General features: G+C 67.4%; 17 protein-coding genes. 5 read left to right on the forward strand and 12 right to left on the reverse strand.

Annotation, left to right across the window (positions count from 1 at the left end; translation table 11 throughout):
* Window position 1: 1 nt before the first annotated feature.
* Genes K5K93_RS14490 through K5K93_RS14500 form a run of 3 tightly spaced genes read right to left on the reverse strand, consistent with a single transcriptional unit; the run spans window position 2 to window position 4,764 of the window.
* Window positions 2-2,206, reverse strand: a complete 2,205-nt coding sequence (locus K5K93_RS14490; RefSeq protein WP_222388251.1) for an ATP-binding protein — start codon at window positions 2,204-2,206, stop codon at window positions 2-4.
* Window positions 2,207-4,102, reverse strand: a complete 1,896-nt coding sequence (locus K5K93_RS14495; RefSeq protein WP_093818183.1) for an EAL domain-containing protein — start codon at window positions 4,100-4,102, stop codon at window positions 2,207-2,209. It lies immediately after the preceding gene.
* A gap of 44 nt (window positions 4,103-4,146) precedes the next feature.
* Window positions 4,147-4,764, reverse strand: a complete 618-nt coding sequence (locus K5K93_RS14500; RefSeq protein ID WP_093818182.1) for a DUF4126 domain-containing protein — start codon at window positions 4,762-4,764, stop codon at window positions 4,147-4,149.
* Between the two features lie 178 nt (window positions 4,765-4,942).
* Between K5K93_RS14500 and K5K93_RS14505 the strand changes: the two genes are divergently transcribed.
* From K5K93_RS14505 to ampE, 5 genes are all read left to right on the forward strand, one after another.
* Window positions 4,943-5,686, forward strand: coding sequence for a DUF6776 family protein (locus tag K5K93_RS14505; RefSeq protein ID WP_025874629.1), 744 nt, complete (start codon window positions 4,943-4,945; stop codon window positions 5,684-5,686).
* 4 nt (window positions 5,687-5,690) lie between these two features.
* Window positions 5,691-6,155, forward strand: a complete 465-nt coding sequence (locus K5K93_RS14510; RefSeq protein WP_222388252.1) for a polymer-forming cytoskeletal protein — start codon at window positions 5,691-5,693, stop codon at window positions 6,153-6,155.
* A 31-nt stretch (window positions 6,156-6,186) separates the two neighbouring features.
* A complete protein-coding gene (erpA, locus tag K5K93_RS14515) occupies window positions 6,187-6,579 on the forward strand; it encodes an iron-sulfur cluster insertion protein ErpA (protein ID WP_025874631.1) in 393 nt (130 codons plus the stop codon).
* Window positions 6,580-6,720: 141 nt separating this feature from the next.
* Window positions 6,721-7,653 carry an NAD(+) diphosphatase gene (gene nudC, locus K5K93_RS14520; protein ID WP_222388253.1) on the forward strand — a complete coding sequence of 311 codons (933 nt, stop codon included), beginning with the start codon at window positions 6,721-6,723 and terminating at the stop codon, window positions 7,651-7,653.
* Between the two features lie 94 nt (window positions 7,654-7,747).
* Entirely contained in the window at window positions 7,748-8,635 is an 888-nt protein-coding gene (gene ampE, locus K5K93_RS14525) for a regulatory signaling modulator protein AmpE (protein ID WP_222388254.1), read from the forward strand.
* 485 nt (window positions 8,636-9,120) lie between these two features.
* Here the strand turns inward: ampE and K5K93_RS14530 are convergent, their stop codons facing one another.
* From K5K93_RS14530 to K5K93_RS14570, 9 genes are all read right to left on the reverse strand, one after another.
* The gene (locus K5K93_RS14530; protein ID WP_025874634.1) at window positions 9,121-9,546 is read right to left on the reverse strand and encodes a DUF2752 domain-containing protein; all 426 of its coding nucleotides are present in this window, start codon (window positions 9,544-9,546) and stop codon (window positions 9,121-9,123) included.
* 43 nt (window positions 9,547-9,589) lie between these two features.
* Complete coding sequence (locus K5K93_RS14535; RefSeq protein WP_025874635.1) at window positions 9,590-9,874, reverse strand: CD225/dispanin family protein; 285 nt, start codon at window positions 9,872-9,874, stop codon at window positions 9,590-9,592.
* 33 nt (window positions 9,875-9,907) lie between these two features.
* On the reverse strand, window positions 9,908-10,195 hold the full coding sequence (locus K5K93_RS14540; RefSeq protein WP_025874636.1) for a CD225/dispanin family protein: 288 nt from the start codon (window positions 10,193-10,195) through the stop codon (window positions 9,908-9,910).
* A 183-nt stretch (window positions 10,196-10,378) separates the two neighbouring features.
* Complete coding sequence (locus K5K93_RS14545) at window positions 10,379-12,268, reverse strand: MFS transporter (RefSeq protein ID WP_222388255.1); 1,890 nt, start codon at window positions 12,266-12,268, stop codon at window positions 10,379-10,381.
* A 169-nt stretch (window positions 12,269-12,437) separates the two neighbouring features.
* Entirely contained in the window at window positions 12,438-14,615 is a 2,178-nt protein-coding gene (gene yccS / locus K5K93_RS14550) for a YccS family putative transporter (RefSeq protein ID WP_222388256.1), read from the reverse strand.
* A gap of 120 nt (window positions 14,616-14,735) precedes the next feature.
* Window positions 14,736-16,793: a TonB-dependent receptor gene (locus tag K5K93_RS14555; protein WP_222388257.1), complete on the reverse strand. Its 2,058-nt coding sequence runs from the start codon at window positions 16,791-16,793 to the stop codon at window positions 14,736-14,738.
* 248 nt (window positions 16,794-17,041) lie between these two features.
* On the reverse strand, window positions 17,042-20,164 hold the full coding sequence (locus K5K93_RS14560; RefSeq protein ID WP_222388258.1) for an efflux RND transporter permease subunit: 3,123 nt from the start codon (window positions 20,162-20,164) through the stop codon (window positions 17,042-17,044).
* Between the two features lie 31 nt (window positions 20,165-20,195).
* Window positions 20,196-23,429: an efflux RND transporter permease subunit gene (locus K5K93_RS14565; RefSeq protein WP_222388259.1), complete on the reverse strand. Its 3,234-nt coding sequence runs from the start codon at window positions 23,427-23,429 to the stop codon at window positions 20,196-20,198.
* Between the two features lie 74 nt (window positions 23,430-23,503).
* The gene (locus K5K93_RS14570; protein WP_222388260.1) at window positions 23,504-24,742 is read right to left on the reverse strand and encodes an efflux RND transporter periplasmic adaptor subunit; all 1,239 of its coding nucleotides are present in this window, start codon (window positions 24,740-24,742) and stop codon (window positions 23,504-23,506) included.
* Window positions 24,743-24,827: the final 85 nt, after the last annotated feature.

A 24,827-nucleotide genomic window follows, 5' to 3' on the forward strand; every position in this document is an offset into this window, starting at 1 on the left:
CTCAACGGGCCTGGCCGGCGAGGTAGCCGGTCAGCGCCACGCGCGCGCGGGCGAACTCCGCCACCAGCAGCGCCACTGCCACGGCGGGGCGCTGCAGGCTGCCACTGCGGGCTTCGTGTTCGATCCGCCGCGCCACCGCTGACAGCGACAGCGCGCCGACGTTGGCGCTGGAGGATTTCAGGCTGTGCGACAGCGCCTGCAGGCGTTCGACGTCGTTGCCCTGCGCCGCCTGCTGCAGCTGCTGCACCAGCTGCGGTGCGTCTTCCAGGAACACCGTTACGATCTGCGCGGCGGCATCGCCGATCACCGCCTGCAGTTCATCCAGCACGCTGCGATCAAGCACCGGCTGTGGAACCGGGGTCGCGCGCGTTCGTTCATCGTCCAGTCTTTCGCCGTCGGGCACGCTCGGGGTTGCGGCAGGTTGAACGGGGTGCGGCAGCGGTGCATGTCCGCGATCCACGCAGACCTGCCCCCAACGCTGCAGCAACGCATGCAGTGCTTCACGGGTGATCGGCTTGGACAGGTAGTCGTCCATGCCCGCCTGCAGGCAGCGTTCGCGATCACCGGCCATGGCGTTGGCGGTCATCGCGATGATCGGCAACCGCGTGCGCCCCGCTTCGGCTTCCTCCCTGCGCCAGCGCTGTGTCGCGCTGTAGCCGTCGAGCACCGGCATCTGGCAATCCATCAGCACCACGTCGATTCCACCTTCGCGCAGCAGTGCGAGGGCCTGCTCGCCGTCGGCGGCATTGCGCACGCGACACTGGAAGACCCGCAGCAGGTGCTCGGCCACCATCCGGTTGACCGTGTTGTCTTCGACCAGCAGCACATGCAGATCCAGTGGCGGCAGCGCGGCGGCCGGACTGGCGCCTTCGGCGTTGGCAAGCAGCGCTGCCGGACGTGCAGTGGCTGTTGGCTGCGCCAGCAGGGCGTGCAGGTCGGCATCGTTGAATGCGCTGTGCAGCTGCTGCTGGCGCGGCCGTGCTGCAACCGGGTCGTCCTGCAGCCACAGCACCTGCAGTGCGTCGTCGGCACCGCGCTCGGCCAAGGTGCGCTGCAGGGCCGCCTCGCCATTGCGGCGGTGGCGCGCGTCGACCAGCAGCCATGCCGGTGTGCTCTGGCCCGGGCGTGGTGCTGCGCGCAGGCGTTCCATTGCCTCATCAATGCTGGCCAGCGGCTGCACCTGCAGGCCGTGGTGCGCGGCGATGCGCTCTACGCGTGGCTGCAGCTGCGCATCGGCGGTGTACAGCAGCAGCGCTGCCGGTGAGCGGGCGAGCGCCGGCAGGTCGCCGGGAACCTTCAGCAGCGGTATTTCAAACCAGAAGGTTGCGCCCTGGCCTGGGGTGGAATGCACGCCGATGTCGCCATGCATCAGGTCGGTGATGCGCTTGCAGATGGCCAGGCCCAGGCCGGTGCCACCGTAGATGCGGGTGGTGGACGCGTCGGCCTGGCTGAAGGACTGGAACAGCCGCGCCTGCAGGGCCTCATCGATGCCGATGCCAGTGTCGATCACTTCGAAACGCAGCTGGTGCTGGGCGGGTCCTTCGCCCAGCCGCTGCACGCGCAACTGCACCTGGCCGCGTGCGGTGAACTTGATGGCATTGGCCAGCAGGTTGCCCAGGACCTGGCGCAGGCGCACCGGGTCGCCGCGTACCGGCAGGCGCACGGCCGGATCCAGTTGCAGGCTCAGCGTCAGGCCCTTGGCTTCGGCGGCGCGCTGCAGCAACTGCACCACGCCATCGAGCAGTTCGCGCAGGTTGAAGCTGGTGATCTCCAGCTCCAGCGCCTGGGCTTCCAGGCGCGAGTAGTCGAGGATGTCATCGACGATGCGCAGCAGCTGCTGCGAGCTGGCCGAGGCGGTGGCCAGCATCTGCCGCTGGTCTTCGCCCAGCGGGCCGCGGGCAATCAGCTCCAGCATCGGCAGGATGCCGTTGAGCGGCGTGCGGATTTCATGGCTCATGGTGGCCAGGAATTCGCCCTTGGCCAGCACGGCTGCTTCTGCTGCCTGCTTGGCCTGCAGCAGCTGATGTTCCAGCTGGCCCTGGCGCTCGGTGGTGCGCCGCAGCTGGTCGCGTTCGCTGGTCAGGGTGATGCGTTCGCGCTGCAGTGCCGTCAGCGCGCGATTGCGCGAACGCAATCGCAGGCCCAGTACCAGCAGGGCGACGATGGCCAGCGCCAGCACCGCCAACAGCGCGACCGTCGGTGACACTCAGAGCACCGCGTTGTGGAAGTCGAAGTTCAGGTCGCTGCCGGCTGACTGCACCATGTTGCCCTGGATGTAATCGACACCGCCGACCCACATCGCGGCCGCTGCCTGCGGGTCCTCGATCTGCTGGCCGATGATCTGCAGGCCGGCTGCATGCGCCTGCTCGATCGATCGGCGCAGTTCTTCGCGCGTATCGGGGTTGGAGTGGCTGCTGGAAAAGCGTGCGGCCATGCGCACGAACGACAGGGGCAACTGGGTAAGCAGGGCCAGGGCTTCGCTGCCCGGTTCGAACTGGCTCAGGCAGAAGCGCACGCCGACGCTGGCCATGCGCTGGCAGAACTGCTGCAACGGCACGGTGTGGATCAGTGCATCGGGCAGGCGCACGTCGATCACCAGCGCGCTGCCGGGCAGGCGGCGTTGCTGCAGTGACTCCAGCAGCCAGTCGGCGAAGGCATCGCGCTGCAGGGTGCGCAGCGACTGCGAGACGAACAGGTTCAGCGGCTGGGTGGCGTGGCGATACAGGTCGAGCAGACCCATCGCATGCTCCAGCACCTGCTGGTCGAGGTCGGCGATGCGGCCGGCCGCCTCGGCTGCCGGAATCACCTGGCCGGCGGTCAGTACGCTGCCATCGGTCCGGCGCAGGCGCAGCAGCAACTGGTACTGCGCGCTGCTGCCGCCGGCGACGGCGACGATCGGCTGGTAAGCGAGCTCGAGCTGGCCCTCCAGCAACGCCAGGTGCTCCTGCTCGGTCGTGACCTGGCGATGCACGTGGCCGGCCACGCCGGCGCTGAGCAGGCGTGCCTGCAGGGTGGTACGTTCGATCGCTTCCAGGGCGCTGCTGGCATCGTCGAAACCCGGCGACAGCGGCGCGTAGCCGACCACGCCACGCAGGTGTACCGACTCGTCGTCGCGGATCACGAAGGCGCGCGCGGACAGCTGCTCACGCAGGGTGCCGGCGATCGCTTCCAGGCTGTCCTCATCGGCGTTGCGCGCCAGCAGCAGGAAGCTGTTGTCGTTCAGGCGCGCCAGCAGGTGCGGATGGCCAGCCTCGGCAAGGCGTTGCCCGGCCTGCACCATCAGCCGCTCGAAGGCCGCATAGCCATAGCGTTCGCGCAGGCCCAGCGCGCTGGAGATTTCCACGAAGAACACGCCACCGCGTTCGTGCTGGGCCAGCGTCGCGTTGAGTTGCTGCAGCACATGGTGGCGCGTGGGCAGCCCGGTTTCCGGGTTGCTGGTGGCCGGAGCACCGTTGGCACCGGGCAGGGTTGCTGCCTGCGCGCGTGCGCGGCGGATACGGTTGGCCACCGCGGCAATCAGGTGGCGCGGCCGGATCGGCTTGCTCAGGTAATCGTCGGCACCGCAGTCGAGCACTTCGAACTGGCGCTCCGGATCCGGGTCGCCGCTGAGGAAGACGATCGGCAGCAGCTGCATGCCGGGCTGCTGGCGGATCATCGCGGTCAACCGCATGCCATCCAGCCCGGGCAGGTGCAGATCCATCAGGATCAGGTCAGGGCGTTGCTCGCGGATGGCCTGCTGCACGCCATCGGCATCGCCGAGCACGATCGCCTGCATGCCGGCGCCATGCAGCACGCTCTGTGCGAACAGCGCCTGGGCACGATCGTCTTCGACGATCAGCACGCGGTAGGGCGAGTCGGCATCGACAGGCGGGATGTCACTGTTGCCCGCCTCGGGCAGTGCCGCGGTGGAGGGCAGGGGGGGCGGAGCCGCCAGTCGGGCGCCGTCGCCGGGCACCGACAGGGCGGGTGCCTCTGACACCGCCGGTACTCCTTCGGCAGGCGTTGCCGCGGCCAAGGGGGCGGCCCAACGTTGCCAATGATCGGCCGGAGGGGTTTCAGCGCGTCCCGGGCGGGGGCCCGCGGCGGATTCGTTTGCGGCCATCGATGCTCCTGGTGTTCGCGGCCATTATGCGACAAGCCTGCCGATCAACCGGTACGCGGTTGCCGTTGTCCGTCGTGGCTGCCGCCACGTGCCAACCAGCGCACGCTTTTCCACAGGGTGCGCCAGACCAGCCAGACCAGCAATGCGCCGGCCAGGCTGCAGGCCAGCACCACCACCAGCGCGATCCATGGATGCGCCAGCGCGAGCGCCAAGCCGCCGATCACCACCGTATCTTCGGCCGCAGAGGCGACCCAGTTGCTGGCCGGTTCCGGTGAGGTATTGAGCAGGGCGCGGGTGCCGGCCTTCAGGCCATGGCTGGCCAGCGCAACGCCCGCGCCGGCGACCAGTGCACCGGTGCCCAGGTTGCCATCGGGCGACAGTGTCGCTGCCGCCAGGAAAGCACCAGCGGGCACGCGCGCCAGGGTCTGCACCAGGTCCCAGGCTGAATCCACGCCGGGAATCTTGTCGGCGAAGAATTCGGCAATGGCCAGCGCCGCCGACGTGCCCAACACCCACCACGACTCGGTGGCCTGCAGCGCCGGTGGCAGGTCGACCCAGCCGAGCAGGCCGGCGATGCCGACGCCGAATACGGTGAGGTAGACGCGGATGCCGGCCAGCCAGGCCAGCAGGATGCCGATCACGAACAGGTGGGCTTCGGTCATGGCGGGCTCCGGCGGCGGAACTGTGCGGGGTGCCACACTATCGACCATGGAGTGGCTGAATGCCACCGCCCGGTACCGGCCGGCACCGGGGAAACCTGCCGTTCCTGTCATACACTAGCCCGTCGTTTGCCCCAGGGGCCGTACTGGCGGCGCTTCGGCGCTGCCACGGAGACTACCCATGAACAACCGCCCTCCCATGCGCGTGCAGGTCCGCCTTCCCGGTGCCGCGCAACCACCCGCCGACCGCCGTCGCCTGCTGGTGATCGCCGGCATCTGGCTGCTGAGCCTGGTGCTTGCGGTGCTGGGTGGCTGCTGGCTGGGCACGCCGCGCGGTGAACAGGGCCAGCGCGTGCAGGCTGCCGAGAAGCGCGCCGATACGCTGCAGACGCAGCTGACCGAACTGCGCCAGAAGCAGGCCACGCTGGAAGCGTCGGACCGCATCAGCCGCGCCGCCAACAATGAAGTGCAGTCTTCGCTGGCCGAGCGTGATGAAGAGATCGCCGGCCTGCGCGCTGACGTCGCCTTCTACGAACGCCTGGTGGGCTCGACCAGCCAGCGCAAGGGCCTGAACACCCATTCGATTGAATTCAGCCCGGAATCGGCCGGCACCTGGCAGTACAGCGTGGTGCTGACCCAGAACCTCAACCGCGGAGCGATCAGCCAAGGGCAGATGCGTTTCACGGTGGAAGGCGTGAAGAACGGCAAGCTGGCCACCATCAGCTGGGACGAGCTGCACCAGCGCAGCAAGGTGCCGGGACAGGATTACTCGTTCCGGTACTTCCAGCAGCTCACCGGCAGCGTGATGCTGCCGGCTGACTTCACCCCGCAACGGGTGAAGGTGACATTGGGGAGTGGTGCGGGGGGCACCACGCAGGTATTCGACTGGAAACAGGCCGGCGCACCGGCCAGCAAAGGGGAGTAGGCAGATGTTCGGAAGCAGCAAATCCAGCCGTGACGGCCAACTGGTGGTGGATGCCCTGATCGGCAACCAGGTGGTGATCCGTGGCGATGTGGAATTCAGTGGTGGCCTGTACGTGGAAGGTCGCATCCAGGGCAAGGTGATTGCCCAGGAGGGCGCCAGCGCGGCGACCCTGACCCTCGCCGAGCATGGCGTGATCGAAGGCGAGATCCGCGCCCAGGTGGTGGTCATCAGTGGCCGCCTGGACGGCGATGTCCATGCCACCGAGAAGGTCGAACTGACCCCGAGTGCGCGGGTCAACGGCAATGTTCACTACCAGGTGGTGGAAATGAATGCGGGTGCCCAGCTGAACGGCCGGCTGATCCATGCCAGCGCCCCGATGCAGGCCCTGCCGGCGCCGGAAGGCGAAGCGTCCGCTGACGGCAAGGGCGACACCGCCGCCCGCCGCAAGCTGGCCGAGGCGATGGCTTGAAAGCCAGCGCCGGCGCCCCCATGCTGAGCCCATGAACACGCTCGTCTCCCTCCCCGGCGCCACGCCGGCCGCCGCGCCCGACTACCAGTCGCTGGATCGGCCGCTGAACTTCACCGAGGCCGCTGCGGCCAAGGTCAAGGAACTGATCCAGGACGAGGGCAACCCCGACCTGTCATTGCGTGTGTACATCGAGGGCGGCGGCTGTTCGGGCTTCCAGTACGGGTTCGAGTTCGACGAGAACCGTGCCGGCGATGACCTGGCGGTGCAGACCAGCGGGGTCACCCTGCTGGTCGATCCGCTCAGCCTGCAGTACCTGATGGGTGCCGAAGTGGATTACACCGAGAGCCTGACCGGTGCGCAGTTCGTGATCCGCAATCCGAACGCCAAGACCACCTGCGGCTGCGGCAGCAGTTTCAGCATGTAATTGCAGGGCGTGGGGCATGCACCCCGCGCGCTGCCTTCGGCATATCCACGCCATGCGTGGATGACCGTTACCGCAACCACAGGCGGGTTTCTGCACAGTCTGCGGCTTGCCACTTGCCGTGATTGGCGGCAGGCTAGCTGGATGCTCAATTCTCCTTCGCCGCTTTCCGGTTTTGCCTTCGTGGGTGAACCGTTGGAGCGCGCCGATGCCATGCGCGAAGATGCCGATGCTCTGGCGCGCCTGTGGCCCGATGCGCGCATTCTTGTCCTGGACCAGGACGGCACCGCCTTCACCGGTGACGACGACCAGCCGCTGGCGTTGACCGGCGCCGATGTCGGTGGCGGGCCAGGTGTTGCGATCTTCCTCGGCCTGCGTGGCGAGCAGGCGTGGTTCTCGGTGGAAGCGGCCAGCGTGACGGTCACCGCGCCACGCCGGCTCGATCTGCGCCAGGCCGCGCTGCTGTGGACCGTGGCCGATGCGACCGCCTTCAGCTACGCCCGTGGCATGTCCTACTGGCAATCGCGTACCCGCTTCTGCGGTGTCTGCGGCGGTGCCGTGACCTTCGCCCGGGGGGGCTTCGTCGGCCGCTGCCCGCAGTGCGCGACCGAGCACTATCCGCGCGTCGACCCGGCCGTGATCGTCGCGGTGGAAAACCAGGGCCGGCTGTTGCTGGGCCGCCAGTCCAACTGGGCGCCGCGCCGCTATTCGGTGCTGGCCGGCTTTGTCGAGCCGGGCGAGACCTTCGAGCAGACCGTAGCGCGCGAAGTGCACGAAGAGAGCAAGGTGCGGGTGACCGCCTGCCAGTACCTTGGCTCGCAGCCCTGGCCGTTCCCCGGCGCCTTGATGGTCGGATTCCGCGCGCAGGCACACGACGACGTGCCGACCGTGGATGGCGAGCTGGAAGACGCGCGCTGGTTCAGCGCCGAGGACGTTGGCGCGGCCCTCGCGCGTGACGTCGAGGACGATGGAGAAGGCATCCGTCTGTCACCGCCGATTTCCATTTCGCGGGGCCTGATCGAGCATTGGTACCGCCAGCAACCGGCATCCGGCGGCGCCAGCATTGCCGCCACCTGAACACGCTGCCGGTTACAGTACGGTTCACCGCTGACGGCGACGCTGCGACAGGTAAGGTAGCGACGCCGAACGCTCGCTCGTAGGGAGACCTGCCATGTTCACCACCCTGGTCGCCGTGTTGGTGGCACTGGCCCTTGGCCATGTCGCCCCGGCCGCTGCCGCGTCGCTGCGCCGTTTCGACGGCTTCCGGCGTTGGCTGGGCTGGCTGGACGCGCGCGGTGGTCGGGCCTGGCAGGGGGCCGCCGGCGTGGCGCTGGCGATCGTACCGCCACTGCTGCTGATGGCGCTGGTCGCGTGGCTGCTGCGCGGGGTGCTGTTCGGCCTTCCGGCGCTGCTGCTGGGCGTGGCCGTGCTGGCCTGGTGCTGGGGCCCGCGCGATCTGGACCGCGACATCGAAGCGATCATCGATGCCGACGATGCGCCGACCCGGCAGGCGGCGGTACGCAACCTGCAGTCGGCCGGTGGCAGCCTGCGCGAGGATGTTCCTTCACTGGTCGAGGCGACCGTGCTCAACGCCCTTCGGCGCTGGTTCGCGGTGCTGTTCTGGTTCCTGCTGCTGGGCCCGGTGGGGGCTCTCGGTTATCGCCTGCTGGCACTGATGGCGGAAAGCCCGATGCGCGCGCGCGTGCCGGTGGAGCCGCTGGCGCTGGCACAGCGGCTGCTGGGCTGGATCGAGTGGCCGGTGGCACAGTTGATGGCGTTCTCGATGGCCCTGGTCGGCAACTTCGACACGGCCTGGAAAGCATGGCGCCAGGCGCATGGTGGGCGCTTGGCCGGCGGCATTGGTTTCCTGGGTGCGGTGGCGCGTGCCAGCGTCAATGCCGAGCTGCGCGAAGACGCTCACGATTACACCGAAGCCGGCCTGCTGCCGGTGTGGCAGCGGTTGCCGGACCTGCGGGATGCGATGAGCCTGGTGTGGCGGATGCTGCTGCTGTGGCTGGCGGTGCTGGCCCTGCTGGTGATCGCGGGCTGGGTGACTTAGTTGTTCTTTCTGCAGGGCTTGCCGCCCTGCACCCGCTGGAAGCAACTGCAACTGCAACTGCAACTGCAACAGCGGCTCTGGATTTCCGTGGGTTTGGTGGGGCGGTGTGGGGCTGCAGGACACGCCGTTAACCCATCCATGGGGGCTCGATGGCGCCATCCATGGCGCCAACGGTCCTGCAGCCCCACACCGCCCCACCCCGACAGTTTCCGATGACGGCCAGTAGATCCACGCCATGCGTGGATGCCGAGCGGAGCGACCCGCTTCGGCTTTTGATCTTCTCCTTCTTTTCCGTGGTGGACGCGCACGGAAATTGTCCGTGGCCGGGCGGGATGGGTTTGCGTGGGTGTCCGCGGCATGGATGCCGCGGCCAAGCTTCCACGGACGGAGTCACGGCGTCCCCCGCAAACCCATCCCGCCCGGCCACCCCAGGGCTTCTGCCTTCAAACGGCGCCCACCACGAGGGCTGCGCCGTTGGCCGGAAACTACACCGGAGCCAGGGCGGTGAACGGTGCCCACGGCAGGTTGCGCAGCACGGCATAGCCGGGCAGCAGCCACAGCCAGAACGTGGGGCTGGCCAGTACCCGCATCAGTGGATCAAGCACGCGCGGGCGTACGCCGGCGGTGTTGAGCAGCATCAGGAACAGGAAGGGCAGGCTGATGACCAGCAATGGGTTCATCGCCATCGCGCCGGGCAGGTCGAAGTGGACCAGTGAGTACAGGCAGCGCGTGCTGCCGCAGCCGGGGCAGTAGAAGCCGGTCAGTGCGTACAGCGGACAGCCCGGCAGCGGATTGCCGGAGACATACGGATTGACGTGGCGCAGGACCACGGCGGCACCCGCAGCCAGGCCGGACGCGGCCAGCAGCGGAGCCCAGCGGGTGAGTCGGGAACGAGCAGGAAGTGCGGACATGCGGGGGCGGGATCCGGCGCATGGCCGGACCCCGTCGCGGGCATCAGTAGCTGCCGTTGCCGCCGCTCAGGGCGCCCAGGCCGCCAACGGCCATGATGATGATGAAGTACAGGACGCCAACCACAACGGCAGCGATGGCCGACCAGATGGCCCACTTCTTGGCCTTGTCGGCCGAATCACGGGCACCGGCGACGTCGCCGGCAGCCAGCTTGCCGTTGACCTGGGCGGCGTAGACGATCGACACGATGCCGGCCGGCAGGCAGCAGAACAGGGTGGACAGGATGGCCCAGACCAGATTGTTGGGGACCTGCGCAGTGGTGGTATTCATGGTTCAAGCTCCTCGATGGGTGGTGGTGGTGAATCAAAGGTCGGATAGAGCGCCCAGCGCGGCCAAGCCGCCGAACAGCCCGAACCACAACAGCAACAGGACCGGCAGGGCCGCGGCCGAAGCCACCGCCCACCAGCCCGCCTTGCGCGACGCGCTATAGGCCCCCGGCAGGTCACCGGCCGCATTGCGACCATCGACCTGGGCGGCATACACGATCGACACCACGCCCAACGGCAGGCAGCAGAACAGCGTCGTCAGGATCGCCCAGACCAGATGGTTGGGGATGTAGACCGGACGGCTGAGCGGTGGCGGTTGATTCAAAGCAAGACTCCATTCCTTGGCGGTCGGCGTGTCGTAGACAGGCCGAACCTCCCCCCTGTGGGTGCGTAATCTACCGCAACCGACGACGCATGTATGCGTTTTCAGCCCCGTCAGGCTTTGCATCGCCTCTGGACGGTGGCGTATGCAGCGACCCGTCATCGTCCCCGGAAGGGGACGATTGCGTCAGGCGAGGTCGCCGCGCAGGCTGCGGACCTGCGCTTCCAGGGCGGCGGCATCGGTGGAATGGCCATCCACCGCCGGGGCGGCAACCACCTCCACTGTCGCCCGGAACCGGCGCGGCACGCGCATGCGGCCCAGACGGGTATCGCGGCGGCTCCACATGCTCGACCACATGCCGCGCAGGGCCATCGGCACCACCGGTACCGGGCGGCGTTCAAGGATCTTCTCCACGCCGGATTTGAACGGTGCCATCGTGCCGTCGCGGGTCAGTGCGCCTTCCGGGAAGATGCATACCAGTTCGCCCTCGGCGAGTGCGGCATCGACCTCATCGAACGCGCGCTGCATCAGGGCAGGGTCTTCGCGCGCACCGGCGATCGGAATCGCCTTGGCGGTGCGGAAGATCCAGCGCATGACCGGGATGTTGAAGATCCTGTAGTACATGACGAAGCGCACCGGGCGCGGGATCGTCGCCGACAGGATCAGCGCGTCCATGTAGCTGACGTGGTTGCAGACCAGCAGCGCGGCGCCCTCATCGGGCACGTTCGCTTCGATGCCGTGCGGGCGCAGCCGGTACAGCGTGCGCACCATCACCCAGCTGAGGAAGCGCATCAGGAATTCGGGGACGATGGTGAAGATGTAGATCGCCACCACGGCATTGGCGATGGCCAGTGCCAGGAACAGCTGCGGGATGGTCCAGCCGAGCAGGCGCTGGGTGAGCAGGCCGAGTACGGCCGCAGCGACGATGAAGCCGGAGTTCTGGATGTTCAGCGCGGCGAATACGCGCGACATCTCCGATTTCGGCGTGCGGCTCTGGATCAACGCAAACAGCGGCACCACGAAGAAGCCGGTGAACAGGCCGATGCCGAGCAGGTCGATGATGATGCGGATGCTGCCGGCCTGGTGCACGAACTGGGTGACCGACAGGCCCTGCGCGGTGGCCTCACCGGCGCGTGCGAAGTACAGGTCCAGCAGGAAGGCGGTCATGCCGAACGCACCCAGCGGCACCAGGCCGATCTCCACCGTGCGCGCCGACAGCTTCTCGCACAGCAGCGAACCGACGCCGGTGCCGACCGAGAACAGCGCCAGGGCGAAGATGTACAGGGTGGGCTCGCCACCGAGGTTGGTGACCGCATAGGACGGCAGCTGCGCGGTCAGGATGGTGCCGACGAACCAGAACCAGGACACGCCGAGGATGGCGTTGCGTACCGCCTTCTGTTTCCTGGCCATGCGCAGCACGGCCAGCGATTCGGGGATCGGGTTCCAGTTGATCTTCAGGTCCGGGGCGCCGGCATCCACCTTGGGGATCAAGCGCGCGGCCAGGTTGCCGCAGATCGCCAGCGCGATGACCGCGGTGGCGGCCACGATCGGGCCATGGGTGCCTGCCAGGGTGAACACCAGGCCGCCGACGATCATGCCGGTCAGGATCGACATCGACGTGCCCATCTCGACCAGGCCATTGCCACCGGTCAGTTCTTCCGGACGCAGCACCGAGGGCAGCACCGAGTACTTCACCGGGCCGAACAGGGTGGACTGCAGGCCCGTGCAGAACAGGGCCACCAGCAATACCGGCAGGCTCTCGGTGAGAAAGCCCACCGCAGCCAGCGACATGATCACGATCTCCATGGTGGTGGTGATCACGATCAGCCGCGACTTCTCCAGCTTTTCCGCGATCTGCCCGGCCAGCGCGGAGAACAGGAAGTAGGGAAGGATGAACAGCGCCGGCGCCAGGTTGGTGTAGAGCGTGCGCTCGCTCTCGGCCACGCCCAGATAGAACAGCAGGCCGATGATCGCCTGCCGGTACACGTTGTCGTTGAAGGCACCCAAGCCCTGCACGATGAAGAACGGCAGGAAACGGCGCTGGCGCAGCAGGGCGAACTGGTTGTGACCGGACATGGAACCTCCTTGGACCGGCGCAGCCTAGCATTCCTGCCCGTATGCAGGGACGACGGGACCGTCGTTCCGGGGGTACTGGATGCCGCCGTGGACGCATGCCACTCCAGCAGATCACGCCACGCGTGGATGCCGCACCAGTAGATCCACGCCATGCGTGGATGCCGTCCGCTCAGGCCAGGCCGCGCACCGCGCCATTGGCCGCTGCTCTCACCTTCGGCAACATCCGCAGCACCAGCGCCATCTGCGTGCGGATCAACTGCAGTTTCGGCGGCATCGTCTCATCGAGCTGCTCCAGTTCGGCGGCCACCGCACGATCGGCGTCGTTGTCCTCCTCCGACACCGGCTGCTGCGCCGTCAATGCCGACGCCAGCTGCTGCAGCGCTTTACGCACCCGCTCGCCGGCGGCCAGCGCGAGTGGATCGCCCGCGTAGCTGTCGACCTGGTCGCGGTGCGCACCCAGCGCCGACAGATGCCCGAGCAGGGTGTTGGACAAGGCCAGGAAGTGGAAACCCGAATCGAGGTTGCGGCGCACGTGGCCCGGTTCGCGCAGCATGTTCGACAATGCGGTGGACAGTGCGGCATCGGCGTTGTGCATGTCGCGGCGGGCGATGCGGTAGGCCAGGTCGTCGCGCATGCCGCTGCGGTACTGGCCCAGCACTGATTCCAGATAACGGGCGGCAGTATCCAGCACCCGCGCCAGCACGCGGTGCAGCTGTCGACCCTGCCAGTCCGGCAGGATCAGGAACGCGGCCGCTGCGGCGATTGCGCACCCCAGGACCGTATCGACCATGCGCGGCACGATCAGCACGAAGCCGTCGCCGATCAGGTTGAAGCAGGTCAGCGCCATCACCGTGATGGCGGCCGAGGCGACCAGATAGCGGTCGGTACGGGTGAAGAAGAACAGCAGTGCCGACAGCAGTGCGATCAGCAGCTGGATCTCCAGCGTTGGGAACAGCTGCAGCAGCGCCCAGGTCAGCACCAGGCCGGCGAGCGTACCGACGATGCGCTGGGCCAGGCGCTGGCGGGTGGCACCGAAGCTGGGCCGGCACACGAACACGATGGTCAGCAGGACCCACGAGCCGTTCTGTGCATTGAACAGACGGATGGCAACGAAACCGGCGATCAGCGCCAGCGCCATGCGCAGGCCATGGCGGAACAATACCGAGCCGGGGGTGAGCTGCTGGCGCAGGCGCACGCCCATTTCGCGCAGTGTGTGCGGGTTGCTGTCGCGCAGGCGGGTGTCGACGTTGTCCAGGCTGGCTTCGGAACGTTCGGCATCGAGCAGGCGGCGCTCGATGCTGCGCAGGTTGTGCACCAGCAGGTCCAGCGAGCCGAGCAGGCGCTGCCACTGCGGGCGTTGCTGGTCGCGCAGGTAGGCCAAGGCATCGGCCAGATCGCGCCCGGCCTGCTGGTTGCTCTCGCCGTAGACGAACGGACGACGCAGCCGGATCGCTTCGCCCAGCCGTGCACAGGCCTGGCCCTGCAGGTCGAGCAGGCGCTGGCAGCGGTACAGCACGTCGCTGTGGAAGAACGCGTCGACCAGCGCGCCGTACGGGTAATGCGAGGAGCTGGCACGCTCATGGAAATCCTGCGCCATGTAGTACAGGCGCAGGTACAGGCCGGAGTTGACGCCGGGCCGTCCGGAGCGGCCAAAGCGCGCCAGGATCGCCGTCTTCGCCTCGTTCAGCGCGCCGACCACGCGACGATTCTGTTCGGCCAGGTCGAGCTGGCGGCGCTGCAGGTCGGCCTCGCGCACGGGTTCGAACAGCGCGGCCTTGAGCTGCAGGTAACGCCCCAGTTCCACGTACAGCCGGGCCACGCGCTCGCGCACCGGCCGGTTGGCGAACAGCGTGGTCCACAGGATCGACAGCAGCCCGTACCAGACCGCACCCGCAAGCAGGTGGCTGACCGCATCCAGCGCACTGTGCAGGTCATGGGCGCCATGCTGTTCCAGGCCGATCATGGTGTAGATGGCCAGCGTCACGGTCGCCTGGGCGATGGATGCGTAGCGCTCGCCGAGTGCACCGAGCAGTGTCAGACCGAACGTGGACAGCGCCAGGGCCGCGATGAAGATCCACGGCCAGGGGAACAACCAGATCACCGAGGCCGCTGCCAGGCAGAAGCACAACAGCGACAGCAGCACGGCCTTGGTCCGGCCCCACCAGTTGTCATCGGTCTCGGCAATCGCACTGGCGATGATGCCGAGGAACACGCCGGGCAGCGCGGTCAGCGCATCCAGATGCCAGCACACGGCCATGGCCGCGGTCAGGGCAATGAACACCCGCAGGCCATAGCTGGCCTTCTCGTGGGCCCACAGGCGGCTGAGGCGGGATTCGCGTGCGGACATGCAGGCTCGGCGAAAGGATCGGCCACCATTATTACGGGCCACGCGTGAAATCCGGTAGCACCGCGCCATGCGCGGCGTGGCATGCAACCGCCGGGCATGGCCCGGCGCTACCGAGGCCCGTTACATGTCGAACCGCACGCTGAGCGCGAAGGTGCGCGGCAGGCCGACGCCGGCATTGGACCAGTACCTGCGGTTGGCCAGATTCTCCACGCTGGCCCGCAGGGTCAGCGGATGGCCGGAGGCCAGCTGGCGGTAACCGATGCCGGCGTTGACGAGGGTGTAGTCGGGCAGCTTCAGGGTGTTGTCGGCGTCGTACCAGACATCGCCGTAGTAGCGCACGGCGGCATAGGTCTCCAGCCCTTCCACCCACGGCAGCTGGTAAGTGGCGTGCAGCACGCCGCTCCAGCGCGCAGCACCGACGGTACGGTTGCCTTCCTGCGCCGCGCTGCCCGGTGACAGCTTGTCGTAGGTCGGGTCCAGCCAGGTCACGCCACCGCCCACGGTCAGCGCATCGGTCAGGTGCAGGTCGGCGCTGGCTTCGACGCCTTCGTACAGGGTGATGCCATCCTGCACCAGGCGCTTGCCTGCATCGGTCAGCTGATCGATGTTGGCGCCACGTTCCAGGCGGAACGCAGCGACGTTCGCGTTCCAGCGATTCGCTTCCACCTTGGCGCCGATCTCGTACTGCTTGCTGATGGTGGGGTCGAGCACATCGCCGGCATTGATGTAGCTGTTGCCTGCGCGGCTGCCTGCTTCCAGCGACTCGATGTAGCTGGCATACAGGGTGACGGCCTCGCTGGGCTTGAACATGACCGCATAGGTCGGGGTGACCGGATAGGTGTGGTAGGCGCCCTTGGTCTCGAAGTCGCTGTAGCGCCAACCGGCCAGCACCGACCAGCCATGGCTGAGATCGACGGTATCGCTGACGAACACCGCCTGCTGCACGGTCTCGTCACCGCGGGTCATCACCCGGGAACCCACCGCGTCGTGACGGATGCCATGGCGCTGGTAGAGGTTGGCGCGGCCGATCAGGCTGAACTCGTAGGGACGGTCCCAGCCCAGCCCGGTCTGGTGGCTGACACCGGCCACCAGCTGGTGCTGCAGTGGGCCGGTGCCGAAGCGGCCCTGCACCAGTGCCTGTGCCAGCTTCCACTCGCTCTTGCCGCCGAGCTCATAGACGTTGACGGCGTAGTCGCCGTTGGTATCGTCGATGTAGGCGAAGATCTTGTTGACGTCGTTCCACGAGGTGGTGACGCCATAGCTCAGGCTGGCCTTCCAGTCGCTGTTGATCTGCCAGTTCAGCGCGGTGGACAGCAGGCTGGAGCGGGTGTCGTAGTAGGTGCCGGGCACGCTGTTGTCGACATCGCCGGCGATCGGCCGCGGCAGTGAGGTCAGGCCACGGAAGTAGTACTGCGGTGATTCCTCGCGCAGGTCGCGCGACTGGAACACGCCGTCGAAGGTCCAGGTGAGCGCATCGCTCAGGCGCGCGTCCAGCGACAGTGCACCGACCTTGCGATCGACATGGCCACCGTTGAAGGTTTCGCCCTTTTCCTGGTATGCGTTGAAGCGGTAGCCGAACATCTGCTCGTTGCCGAAGCGGCCGCCGACGTCGATGCCTCCGCTGACGATGCCCTGCTCGCGCCAGCCGAGCTGGGCGGAGAAGGTCGGTACGTCGGTCGGCTTCTTGGTGATGTAGTTGACGATGCCACCCGGCGCGCCGAAGCCGTACAGGAAACCTCCCGGCCCCTTCAGCAGGTCGACCTGTTCCATCACTTCCAGCGGCCATTCGGTGCCCCAGGACGAGACCTGCAGACCGTTGACCCGGTAGCTGTCGAAATTCAGGTCGATGCCACGGTTGCGGATCGGCGAGCTCCAGCCACTGGCATAGGCGCTGACCTGGGTGGTGACCGAGGGGTCGAGCAGGAAGGCTTCGCCCAGCGACACGACCTGGCGCTGTTCGATCTGCTCACGGCCGACGGCGGTGATCGCGAACGGGGTATCACGCAGGGCACGATCGCCGAGGGCGCCAGCCTCGGTGTGGGTACGCTCGGCGATGACCTTGACCGCGTCCAGATCGGTGGCGCTGCGGGATCCGGCCGGGGCCTCGGCGTAGGCCGTGCAGGCGGCGGACAGCGCGACGGCCAGTACGGCCAGGCGGGGGGAGCGAATCGGCAACATCGATGGAGATCCTCGGCGGGCGGCCACGGGCCATCCGCCCATGCAGGGGGGAAAGGTCGGTGGCTGGGATCACGCAGGCGTGCCGGGGACGGCAGCGGGGCGCCGCAAGGGGGCGCAGGACCATGGCTGGATGAGAATTGTTCTCTTTTCGTTACGGCGCGTCAAATGCCATCGGCGTGCGGACCAACGGTCCGCACCCACCAAGGTAGGTGTTGCAGTAGATCCACGCCATGCGTGGATGGGCCTTGCTACGCCCGCTGTGCGCGCCTGAGCAGCTTCGCTTCACGCCTGCGCGCGCGCCGCGCCTTCCAGCGCTCGGCCAGGCACGAGAAGATCACGTACAGCGCCGGCGTGCTGAGCAGGGTCAGGCTCTGCGAGAACAGCAGGCCGCCGATCATCGCGATGCCCAGCGGGCGACGCAGCTCTGAACCTTCGCCCAGGCCGATCGCCAGCGGCACCGCCGCCAGGATCGCCACCATCGTGGTCATCATGATCGGGCGGAAACGCACGATGCTGGCTTCACGTGCAGCCTCGCGCGGAGTCAGCCCATGTTCGCGCTGCGCCACCAGGGCGAAGTCGATCATCATGATCGCGTTCTTCTTGACGATGCCGATCAGCAGCACCAGCGCGATCATCGAGATCACCGACAGTTCGGTATTGGTGCCGAACAACGCCAGCAACGCACCGACGCCGGCGGCCGGCAGGGTGGACAGGATCGTCACCGGGTGGATCAGGCTTTCGTACAGGATGCCCAGCACCAGGTAGACGGTGAGGATGGCTGCCAGCACCAGGATCAGCATGTCGCTGGGGTCGGAGTTGAAGCCGAAGCCGGCGTCGTCGGCCAGGCGGATGTCGCCGGGCATGCGCATGCCGGCCACGGTGCTGTCGATGATGGCCTTGGCCTCGCCCATGCTGACGCCGGGGGCGAGGTTGTAGCTCAGGTCCATCGTCGTGTACTGGTTTTCATGGGTGATCTGCGAGGGCGCCAGGCCCGGCGCCTGGCGGGCCACCGCCGTGATCGGCACCATTTCGCCGTTGCGTGCGCGCACATGCACTTCGTCCAGCGCCGAAGGCGTGGCGGTCTGCGACGGCAGCGCATTGACCACCACGCTGTACTGGTTGATGTCCGAGTAGATGGTGGAGATCTGGCGCTGGCCGAAGGCGCCGTACAGCGCACCGTCGATGGCGCCGACCGAGATGCCCAGGCGCGCGGCCTTGGCCCGGTCGATCTCGATGTTCTGGCGCAGGCCGGCGTTGTCGACGTCGGTGCCGACATCACGCAGCTTCGGGTTCTTCTTCAATGCCGCCTGCAGTTTGGGCAGCCATTCCTGCAGTGCGGCCAGGTCGTTGCCCTGCAGCGAGACGCGGTACTGCGCGCCTTGGCTGTTGCCACCGCCATCGTTGCTGGGCAGGTCCTGGATCGCGCGCAGGCGCAGCTGCAGGTCCGGGTAGCGGTCGGCCTTCGCACTCAGCCGTGCCAGTGCGTGTGCGGTGGTTTCGCGGCGGCCTTCCTTGCGCGACTTCAGTTCCACGTTGAACTGCGCGCTGGAGCCCTGGCGGCCGCTGCCCAGGCGTACGCCCACGGTCTTCACTGCCGGGTCGGCCATCAGCATGTCGGTGATGCGGCGCTGGCGACTGACCATGTCCTCGAAGGACACCGTTGCGCTGGAATTGGCGCGGCCCCAGATCAGGCCGGTGTCCTGCGGCGGGAACGCGCCCTTCTTCACCGCACCGAACAGGAAGATGGTGACGCCGATCAGGATCAACGGCGTCAACGACAGCAGCAGCGCATGACGCAGTGAAAAATCAAGGAACACGGTGTAGATGCGCAGCATCCGCTCGTGACCGGCATCGAGCCAGCGGCCGAAGCGCGACGGTGCCGCCGTGTGGTCGTGCGCGCTGAGGAAGCGGCTGCACAGCGCCGGGGTCAGCGTCAGCGAAACGATCATCGACACCACGATCGCCGCCACCAGGGTCACGGTGAATTCGCGGAAGAACGCGCCCATCATGCCGCTGGCGAACAGCAGCGGGATGAACACCGCGACCAGTGAAGCGGTGATCGAGACGATGGTGAAGCCGATTTCGCGCGCACCGGCGAAGGCCGCCTGCATCCGCGGCATGCCCTCGTCGAGGTGGCGCATGATGTTCTCGATCACCACGATCGCATCGTCGACCACGAAACCGATCGCGATCACCAGCGCCAGCAGGCTCAGGTTGTTCAGGGTGAAGCCCATCACGTACATCACCAGCGCGGCACCGGCCAGCGACAGCGGCACGGTGACCGCCGCGATCAGCGTCGGCGCCAACCGGCGCAGGAACAGCGCCATGGTCAGCACCACCATCGCCAGGCTGATCAGCAGGGTGATCTGCACCTCATGCAGCGACGAGCGGATGGTAGGGGTGCGGTCGAAGTAGGGCGTCATCGTGGTGCCCGGCTGCAGGTAGTCGCGCAACGCGGGAATCTGCGCTTTCACCCGGTCCACGGTCTCGACGATGTTGGCGCCGGCGCGGGTGAACACATACATCACCACGGCCGGTTTGTGGTCGAACCACGCGGCCTGGTAGGCATCCTGCTGGCCGTCGTAGACGTTGGCGACGTCCTTCAGGCGGATCACCCGGCCATCGCCCTGGGTCTTGACCACCAGATCGGCGAAGTCGGCGGCCCGTGCAACCGAATCGTTGGCGATGATCGCCGTGGTGGTGTTGCCATCGCTGAGGAAGCCGGTGGGCGAGGTCACGTTGGCCGCGCGCACCGCATTGCGCAGGTCGTCGGCGGTCAGTCCCAGCGCGTTCATCAGGCGCAGGTTGACGTCCACACGCACCGCCGGCGTCGAGGCACCGGCGATATCCACCGAGGCGACACCGCCGATCTGGCGGATGCGCTGGGCCAGCAGCGAATCGGCAACGTTGTACAGCTCATCGGCGGACTGCGTCTGCGAGGTCAGCGCGATGGCGATCACCGGATCGTCGTTCGGGTTCGCCTTCTGGTACATCGGCGATCCCATGCCCGAGGGCAGGTCGGCCTGCGCCGAATTGATCGCGGTCTGTACGTCCAGCGCGGCCGAATCGATGTCGCGGTCGCTCTGGAAGATCATGAAGACCAGCGAGCTGCCTTCCGAGCTCGACGAGCGCATGCGGTCGATGCCTGGCAGCTGGCCGAGGTGGCGCTCCAGCGGCGCGGTCACCGTGGAGGCCATGGTCGCCGCATCCGCACCGGACTGGCTGGCGTGCACGAAGATCACCGGGATCTCGATGTTCGGCAACGCCGACACGCCGAGCCGCAGGTAACAGATCACGCCGACCATGAACAAGCCGATGGCCAGCAGGGCGGTGCCGATCGGGCGGCGGATGAAGGGGCCGGACAGGTTCATCGTGCAGCCCCCCGAAGGTGCGGGGCCAGGGTCATGCCTGCGGCTCCTGAACCGTGCCATCGCGCAGCGCGCGCTGTTCACGCCGACGGGCGAGCCATTCCGAGAAGCGTTCCATGTACAGGTAGATCACCGGCGTGGTGTACAGGGTTACCAGCTGCGACAGCAGCAGGCCGCCGACGATGGCGATGCCCAGCGGCCGACGCAGTTCCGAGCCGATGCCGGTGCCCAGCGCCAGCGGCAACGCGCCAAGCATGGCTGCAGCGGTGGTCATCATGATCGGGCGGAAGCGCAGCAGGCAGGCGCGGCGGATGGCCTCGCGTGCGTTGGCGCCAGTGCGCCGCGCCTCGATGGCGAAGTCGACCATCATGATGCCGTTCTTCTTGACGATGCCGATCAGCAGCACGATGCCGACGATGCCGTCCACCGACAGGCTCAGGCCACAGACCATCAATGCCAGCAGCGCGCCGACGCCGGCCGGTGGCAGGGTCGAGATGATCGTGATCGGGTGGATGTAGCTCTCGTACAGCACGCCCAGCACGATGTAGATCACCACCAGCGAGGCCAGCAGCAGCCACACCACGTCGGTCTGGCTGCCGGTGAATTCGGCGGCCTTGCCGATGAACTGCGCATGCACGTGCGCCGGCATGTCCAGGCTGGCCTTGGTCTCTTCGATGGCCTTGACCGCATCGGACAGTGAATGACCCACCGCGACGTTGAAGGAGACCGTCACCGCAGGCAGCTGCTGCTGGTGGCTGACCAGCAGCGGCGCGCTGGAGACCTTCGCCTCGGCCAGCGCCGACAACGGGATGATGCCGCCCGCACCGACGGTGATGCCGGTGTTCTGTGCACCGATACCGGTGGCGGTCGACGAGTTGGACGAGGTGACCTGGCCGAAGCTGGTCGCGTTGGTGCCGGTGAGTGCGCCGGCGCCGTTGGAGGCGACCGCCAGCTGTTCCATCAGCGCGGTGCTGGTGCGGAACTGCGGTGCCACTTCCAGCACCACCCGGTACTGGTTGAGCTCGGTGAAGATGGTCGAGATCTGGCGCTGGCCGAACGCATCGTAGAGGGTGTCGTCGATGGTCTGCATCGGCACGCCCAGCACGCTGGCCTTGTCGCGGTCGATGTTCAGTTCCAGTGCGCGGCCCTGGTTGGACAGGTTGTTGTCGACGTCGGCCAGTTCCGGGCGCTGGCGCAGCGCCTGGGTCAGGCGGTTGGCCTGCAGCGCGACTTCCGCGCTGTCCACGTCCGACAGCGAGTACTGGTACTCGGTGGCGGCCACGCGGGTGTCCAGGGTCACGTCCTGTACCGGCTTCAGGTACAGCGCCACGCCGGGGATGCCGGCGACGGATTTCTGCAGGCGCGGCAGGATGTCTTCCAGCCCGTCACGTTCGCCGCGCTCTTTCAGCACGATCGACAGCTGGCCCTGGTTGAGCGTGGGGTTCATGCTGCCGGCGCCGATGAAGGCCGATACGCCGGTGACATCCGGATCCCGGCGCAGCGCTTCGGCCACCTGCTGGGTGCGCTGCTCCATCTGCGGGAAGGCGATGTTCTGGTCGGCCTGGACCACGGCGGTGATCAGGCCGGTGTCCTGCTCGGGCAGCAGGCCCTTGGGAATCAGCACGTACAGCAGCACGGTCAGTACCAGCGCGGCTGCGGCCACGGCCAGGGTGAGCGGCTGGTGTTCCAGCACCCAGTCCAGGCTGCGCTCATACAGGCCGACGGTACGCGTCCACAGGTTCTGCTTGCCGGCCGCGGCCGCACGTTCGTGCGCGTCCTCGCCCTCGGGCAGTGCATCGGGCTTGAGCAGGTAGGCGCACATCATCGGGGTGAGCGTCAGCGAGATCAGCATCGACAGCACCACCGCGATGCTCAGCACCCAGGCGAACTCGTGGAACAGGCGGCCGGTGACGCCGGGCATCAGCAGCAGCGGCAGGAACACCGCCACCAGTGAAACCGTCAGCGACAGCACGGTGAAGCCGATCTGCCGCGCACCGATCTCGGCCGCCTCCTTGCCGCTCTTGCCTTGTTCGATGTAGCGCACGATGTTCTCGATCATCACGATCGCATCGTCGACCACGAAGCCGGTGGCCACTACCAGCGCCATCAGCGAGAGGTTGTCCAGCGACATGCCGGTGAAGGCCATCACCGCGAAGGTGCCGGCCAGCGACAACGGCACCGCCACCGAGGGAATGATGGTGGCCCAGAACCGGCGCAGGAACACGAAGATCACCGCCACCACCAGGCCGATGGTCAGGATCAGGGTGAACTGCACTTCATGCACCGAGGCGCGGATGGTCTCGGTACGGTCGGAGAACACCTCCAGGTGCACGTCGGCCGGCAGCACGCCCTGCAGCTGCGGCAGCAGCGCGCGGATGCGCTCGACGGTCTGCACGATGTTGGCGCCCGGCTGCCGGCGCACTTCCAGCAGCACGGCCGGCTTGCCATCGGCCCATGCCGCCAGCTGGTCGTTCTCCACGCCATCGATCACTTCGGCCACGTCGGACAGACGCACCGGGCGGCCGTTCTTGTAGCTGATGATGGTGTCGCGGTACTCGGCGGCGCTGGCCAGCTGGTCGTTGGTGCCGATGCTGTAGGACTGGGTCTTGCCGTTCAGCGAGCCCTTCGGCGCATTGACGTTGGCCTGGGTGAGCGCGCTGCGCAGCTCTTCCAGGGTCAAGCCCATGTTGGACAGCTGCGCCGGATTGACCTGGATGCGCACGGCCGGACGCACGTTGCCGGCGATCGACACCAGGCCCACGCCCTGCACCTGCGACAGGCGCTGGGCAAGGATCGAGTCAGCGTAGTTGTTGACGTCGCGCAGCGGCCGCGTATCGGAGGTCAGCTTGAGGGTGACGATGGCCGCGTCGGCCGGGTTCACCCGGTTGTAGACCGGCTGGTACGGCAGCGACGAGGGCAGGGTGGCCTGGCGGATCGCCGCCTGCACGTCCTGTGCGGCGATGTCGATGTCGCGGTCCATCGAGAACTGCAGGATGATCGTCGACAACCCCGCCGAGGAATCGGAGGTCATCAGTTCCAGCCCGGAGATCTGCCCGAACTGGCGCTCCAGCGGCGTGGTCACCAGCGAGGCCATGGTGGTGGCGTTGGCACCGGGGTACTGCGTGGTCACCACCAGGCTGGGCGCATCGATTTCCGGCAGCGCCGACACCGGCAGCTTGCGGTAACCGAGAATGCCCAGCAGCAACAAGCCCGCCATCAACAGCGAGGTGGCAATCGGGCGGCGGATGAAGATCGTCGAAAAGCCCACGGACTGATCCTTGCTGGCACTTCAATGGCAGCGCCGGCGGGATCGCCGGCGCGGGGAAGAGCAGGGGCCTGCGCTCAGCGCGGGCCACCACCGCGGCGGCCGCCGCCACTCTTCTGTTCGGCGGCCTTCAGTTCGGCCTCGGTCGGTGCGGCCGGGGTTTCGCCCGGCTTCAGCGCGGTCACCTTGCTGCCCGGCTTCAGGCGGAACTGGCCTTCGCTGACCACGCGCTCGCCGCCTTTCAGGCCTTCGGCGATCTGCACCTGGCTGTCGCCCACTTCCACGCCACTGCGCACGGTCTGCATCTTCACCGTGTTGTCGCCCTGCACGACGTACACGTACTCGCCATCCGGGCCACGCAGCACTGCCTGGGTCGGGATCACCACGCCGCCGCCGATGGTGCGCAGCTGCATGCGCACATTGACGAACTGGCCCGGCCACAGGCCGTTGTCGGTGTTGTCGAACACCGCGCGTGCCTTGAAGGTGCCGCTGTCGGCGCTGATCAGGTTGTCGACCACGTCCAGCTTGCCGTCGCCGCTGAGCACGTGCGAATCGGCGCGGTCCAGCGCTGCGACCGGCACGCTGCCGGCGGCCTGCGCCTGGCGCACGTCGCCGAGCTGGCGTTCGGGCAGGTTGAACAGCACGTGGATCGGATGGATCTGGGTCAGGGTGACCAGTGCGGTACCGGCGTTGACCACGTTGCCGGCGTCGACCGCGCGGATGCCGGCGATACCCGTGATAGGCGCGGTGACCTTGGTGTACTGCAGCTGCACCTGCGCCGAACGCATGCTGGCTTCATTGGCTGCCACTGCGCTTTCGTACTGTGCCACCTGGTTTCGTTGTGTATCCAGATCGGTCTTGGCCACGAACTGGCGGTACTCCGGCGCGTTCGAGCGCTGGTAGTTCGAGCGCGCAGTGGCCAGCAGGGCTTCGTTCTGGCGCTTGGATGCAACGGCCTGGTCATAGCTGGCCTGGGCGGTGCGCGGGTCGATCACCGCCAGCACGTCGCCCTTCTTCACTTCCTGGCCTTCGCGGAAATTGAGGCTCATCAGCTGGCCACCCACCTGCGGGCTGACCGTCACGGTGTTCATCGCGGTCACCGTGCCCAGTGCGCTGGCATACACCGGCACGTCCTGGCGCGCGGCATCGACCACGGTCACCGGCACCGGGCCGGCATCGGGATCTTCACCCCCCTGGCCGGCGCCTGCCTGCTGCCCGGCAGCCTTGTCCTTGCCGCCACCAAGTACGCGCAGGCCGATCACGGCCAGCACCAGTACCGCCACGACCAGCAGCACGATCTTCCAAACACGTGACATTCAAGACTCCAAGAGGGCTGGACGGGGTGGCACCCCGGGTGGCAATGCGCAAAGCATACCTGTGGCCCACCGGGTTTCCTGCATG

The sequence above is a fragment of the Stenotrophomonas sp. DR822 genome (assembly GCF_019793815.1).
GTDB classification, from domain to species: Bacteria; Pseudomonadota; Gammaproteobacteria; order Xanthomonadales; family Xanthomonadaceae; genus Stenotrophomonas; species Stenotrophomonas indicatrix.

Excerpts from the sequence above, each read along its gene's own strand:
- yccS (WP_222388256.1), bottom strand. The coding sequence starts at position 14,615 with ATGTCCGCACGCGAATCCCGCCTCAGCCGCCTGTGGGCCCACGAGAAG.
- ampE (WP_222388254.1), top strand. The coding sequence starts at position 7,748 with ATGTTCACCACCCTGGTCGCCGTGTTGGTGGCACTGGCCCTTGGCCAT.
- K5K93_RS14545 (WP_222388255.1), bottom strand. The coding sequence starts at position 12,268 with ATGTCCGGTCACAACCAGTTCGCCCTGCTGCGCCAGCGCCGTTTCCTG.
- K5K93_RS14505 (WP_025874629.1), top strand. The coding sequence starts at position 4,943 with ATGAACAACCGCCCTCCCATGCGCGTGCAGGTCCGCCTTCCCGGTGCC.
- K5K93_RS14530 (WP_025874634.1), bottom strand. The coding sequence starts at position 9,546 with ATGTCCGCACTTCCTGCTCGTTCCCGACTCACCCGCTGGGCTCCGCTG.
- K5K93_RS14495 (WP_093818183.1), bottom strand. The coding sequence starts at position 4,102 with ATGGCCGCAAACGAATCCGCCGCGGGCCCCCGCCCGGGACGCGCTGAA.
- K5K93_RS14570 (WP_222388260.1), bottom strand. The coding sequence starts at position 24,742 with ATGTCACGTGTTTGGAAGATCGTGCTGCTGGTCGTGGCGGTACTGGTG.
- K5K93_RS14510 (WP_222388252.1), top strand. The coding sequence starts at position 5,691 with ATGTTCGGAAGCAGCAAATCCAGCCGTGACGGCCAACTGGTGGTGGAT.
- K5K93_RS14555 (WP_222388257.1), bottom strand. The coding sequence starts at position 16,793 with ATGTTGCCGATTCGCTCCCCCCGCCTGGCCGTACTGGCCGTCGCGCTG.
- erpA (WP_025874631.1), top strand. The coding sequence starts at position 6,187 with ATGAACACGCTCGTCTCCCTCCCCGGCGCCACGCCGGCCGCCGCGCCC.
- K5K93_RS14560 (WP_222388258.1), bottom strand. The coding sequence starts at position 20,164 with ATGAACCTGTCCGGCCCCTTCATCCGCCGCCCGATCGGCACCGCCCTG.
- K5K93_RS14535 (WP_025874635.1), bottom strand. The coding sequence starts at position 9,874 with ATGAATACCACCACTGCGCAGGTCCCCAACAATCTGGTCTGGGCCATC.
- K5K93_RS14500 (WP_093818182.1), bottom strand. The coding sequence starts at position 4,764 with ATGACCGAAGCCCACCTGTTCGTGATCGGCATCCTGCTGGCCTGGCTG.
- nudC (WP_222388253.1), top strand. The coding sequence starts at position 6,721 with ATGCTCAATTCTCCTTCGCCGCTTTCCGGTTTTGCCTTCGTGGGTGAA.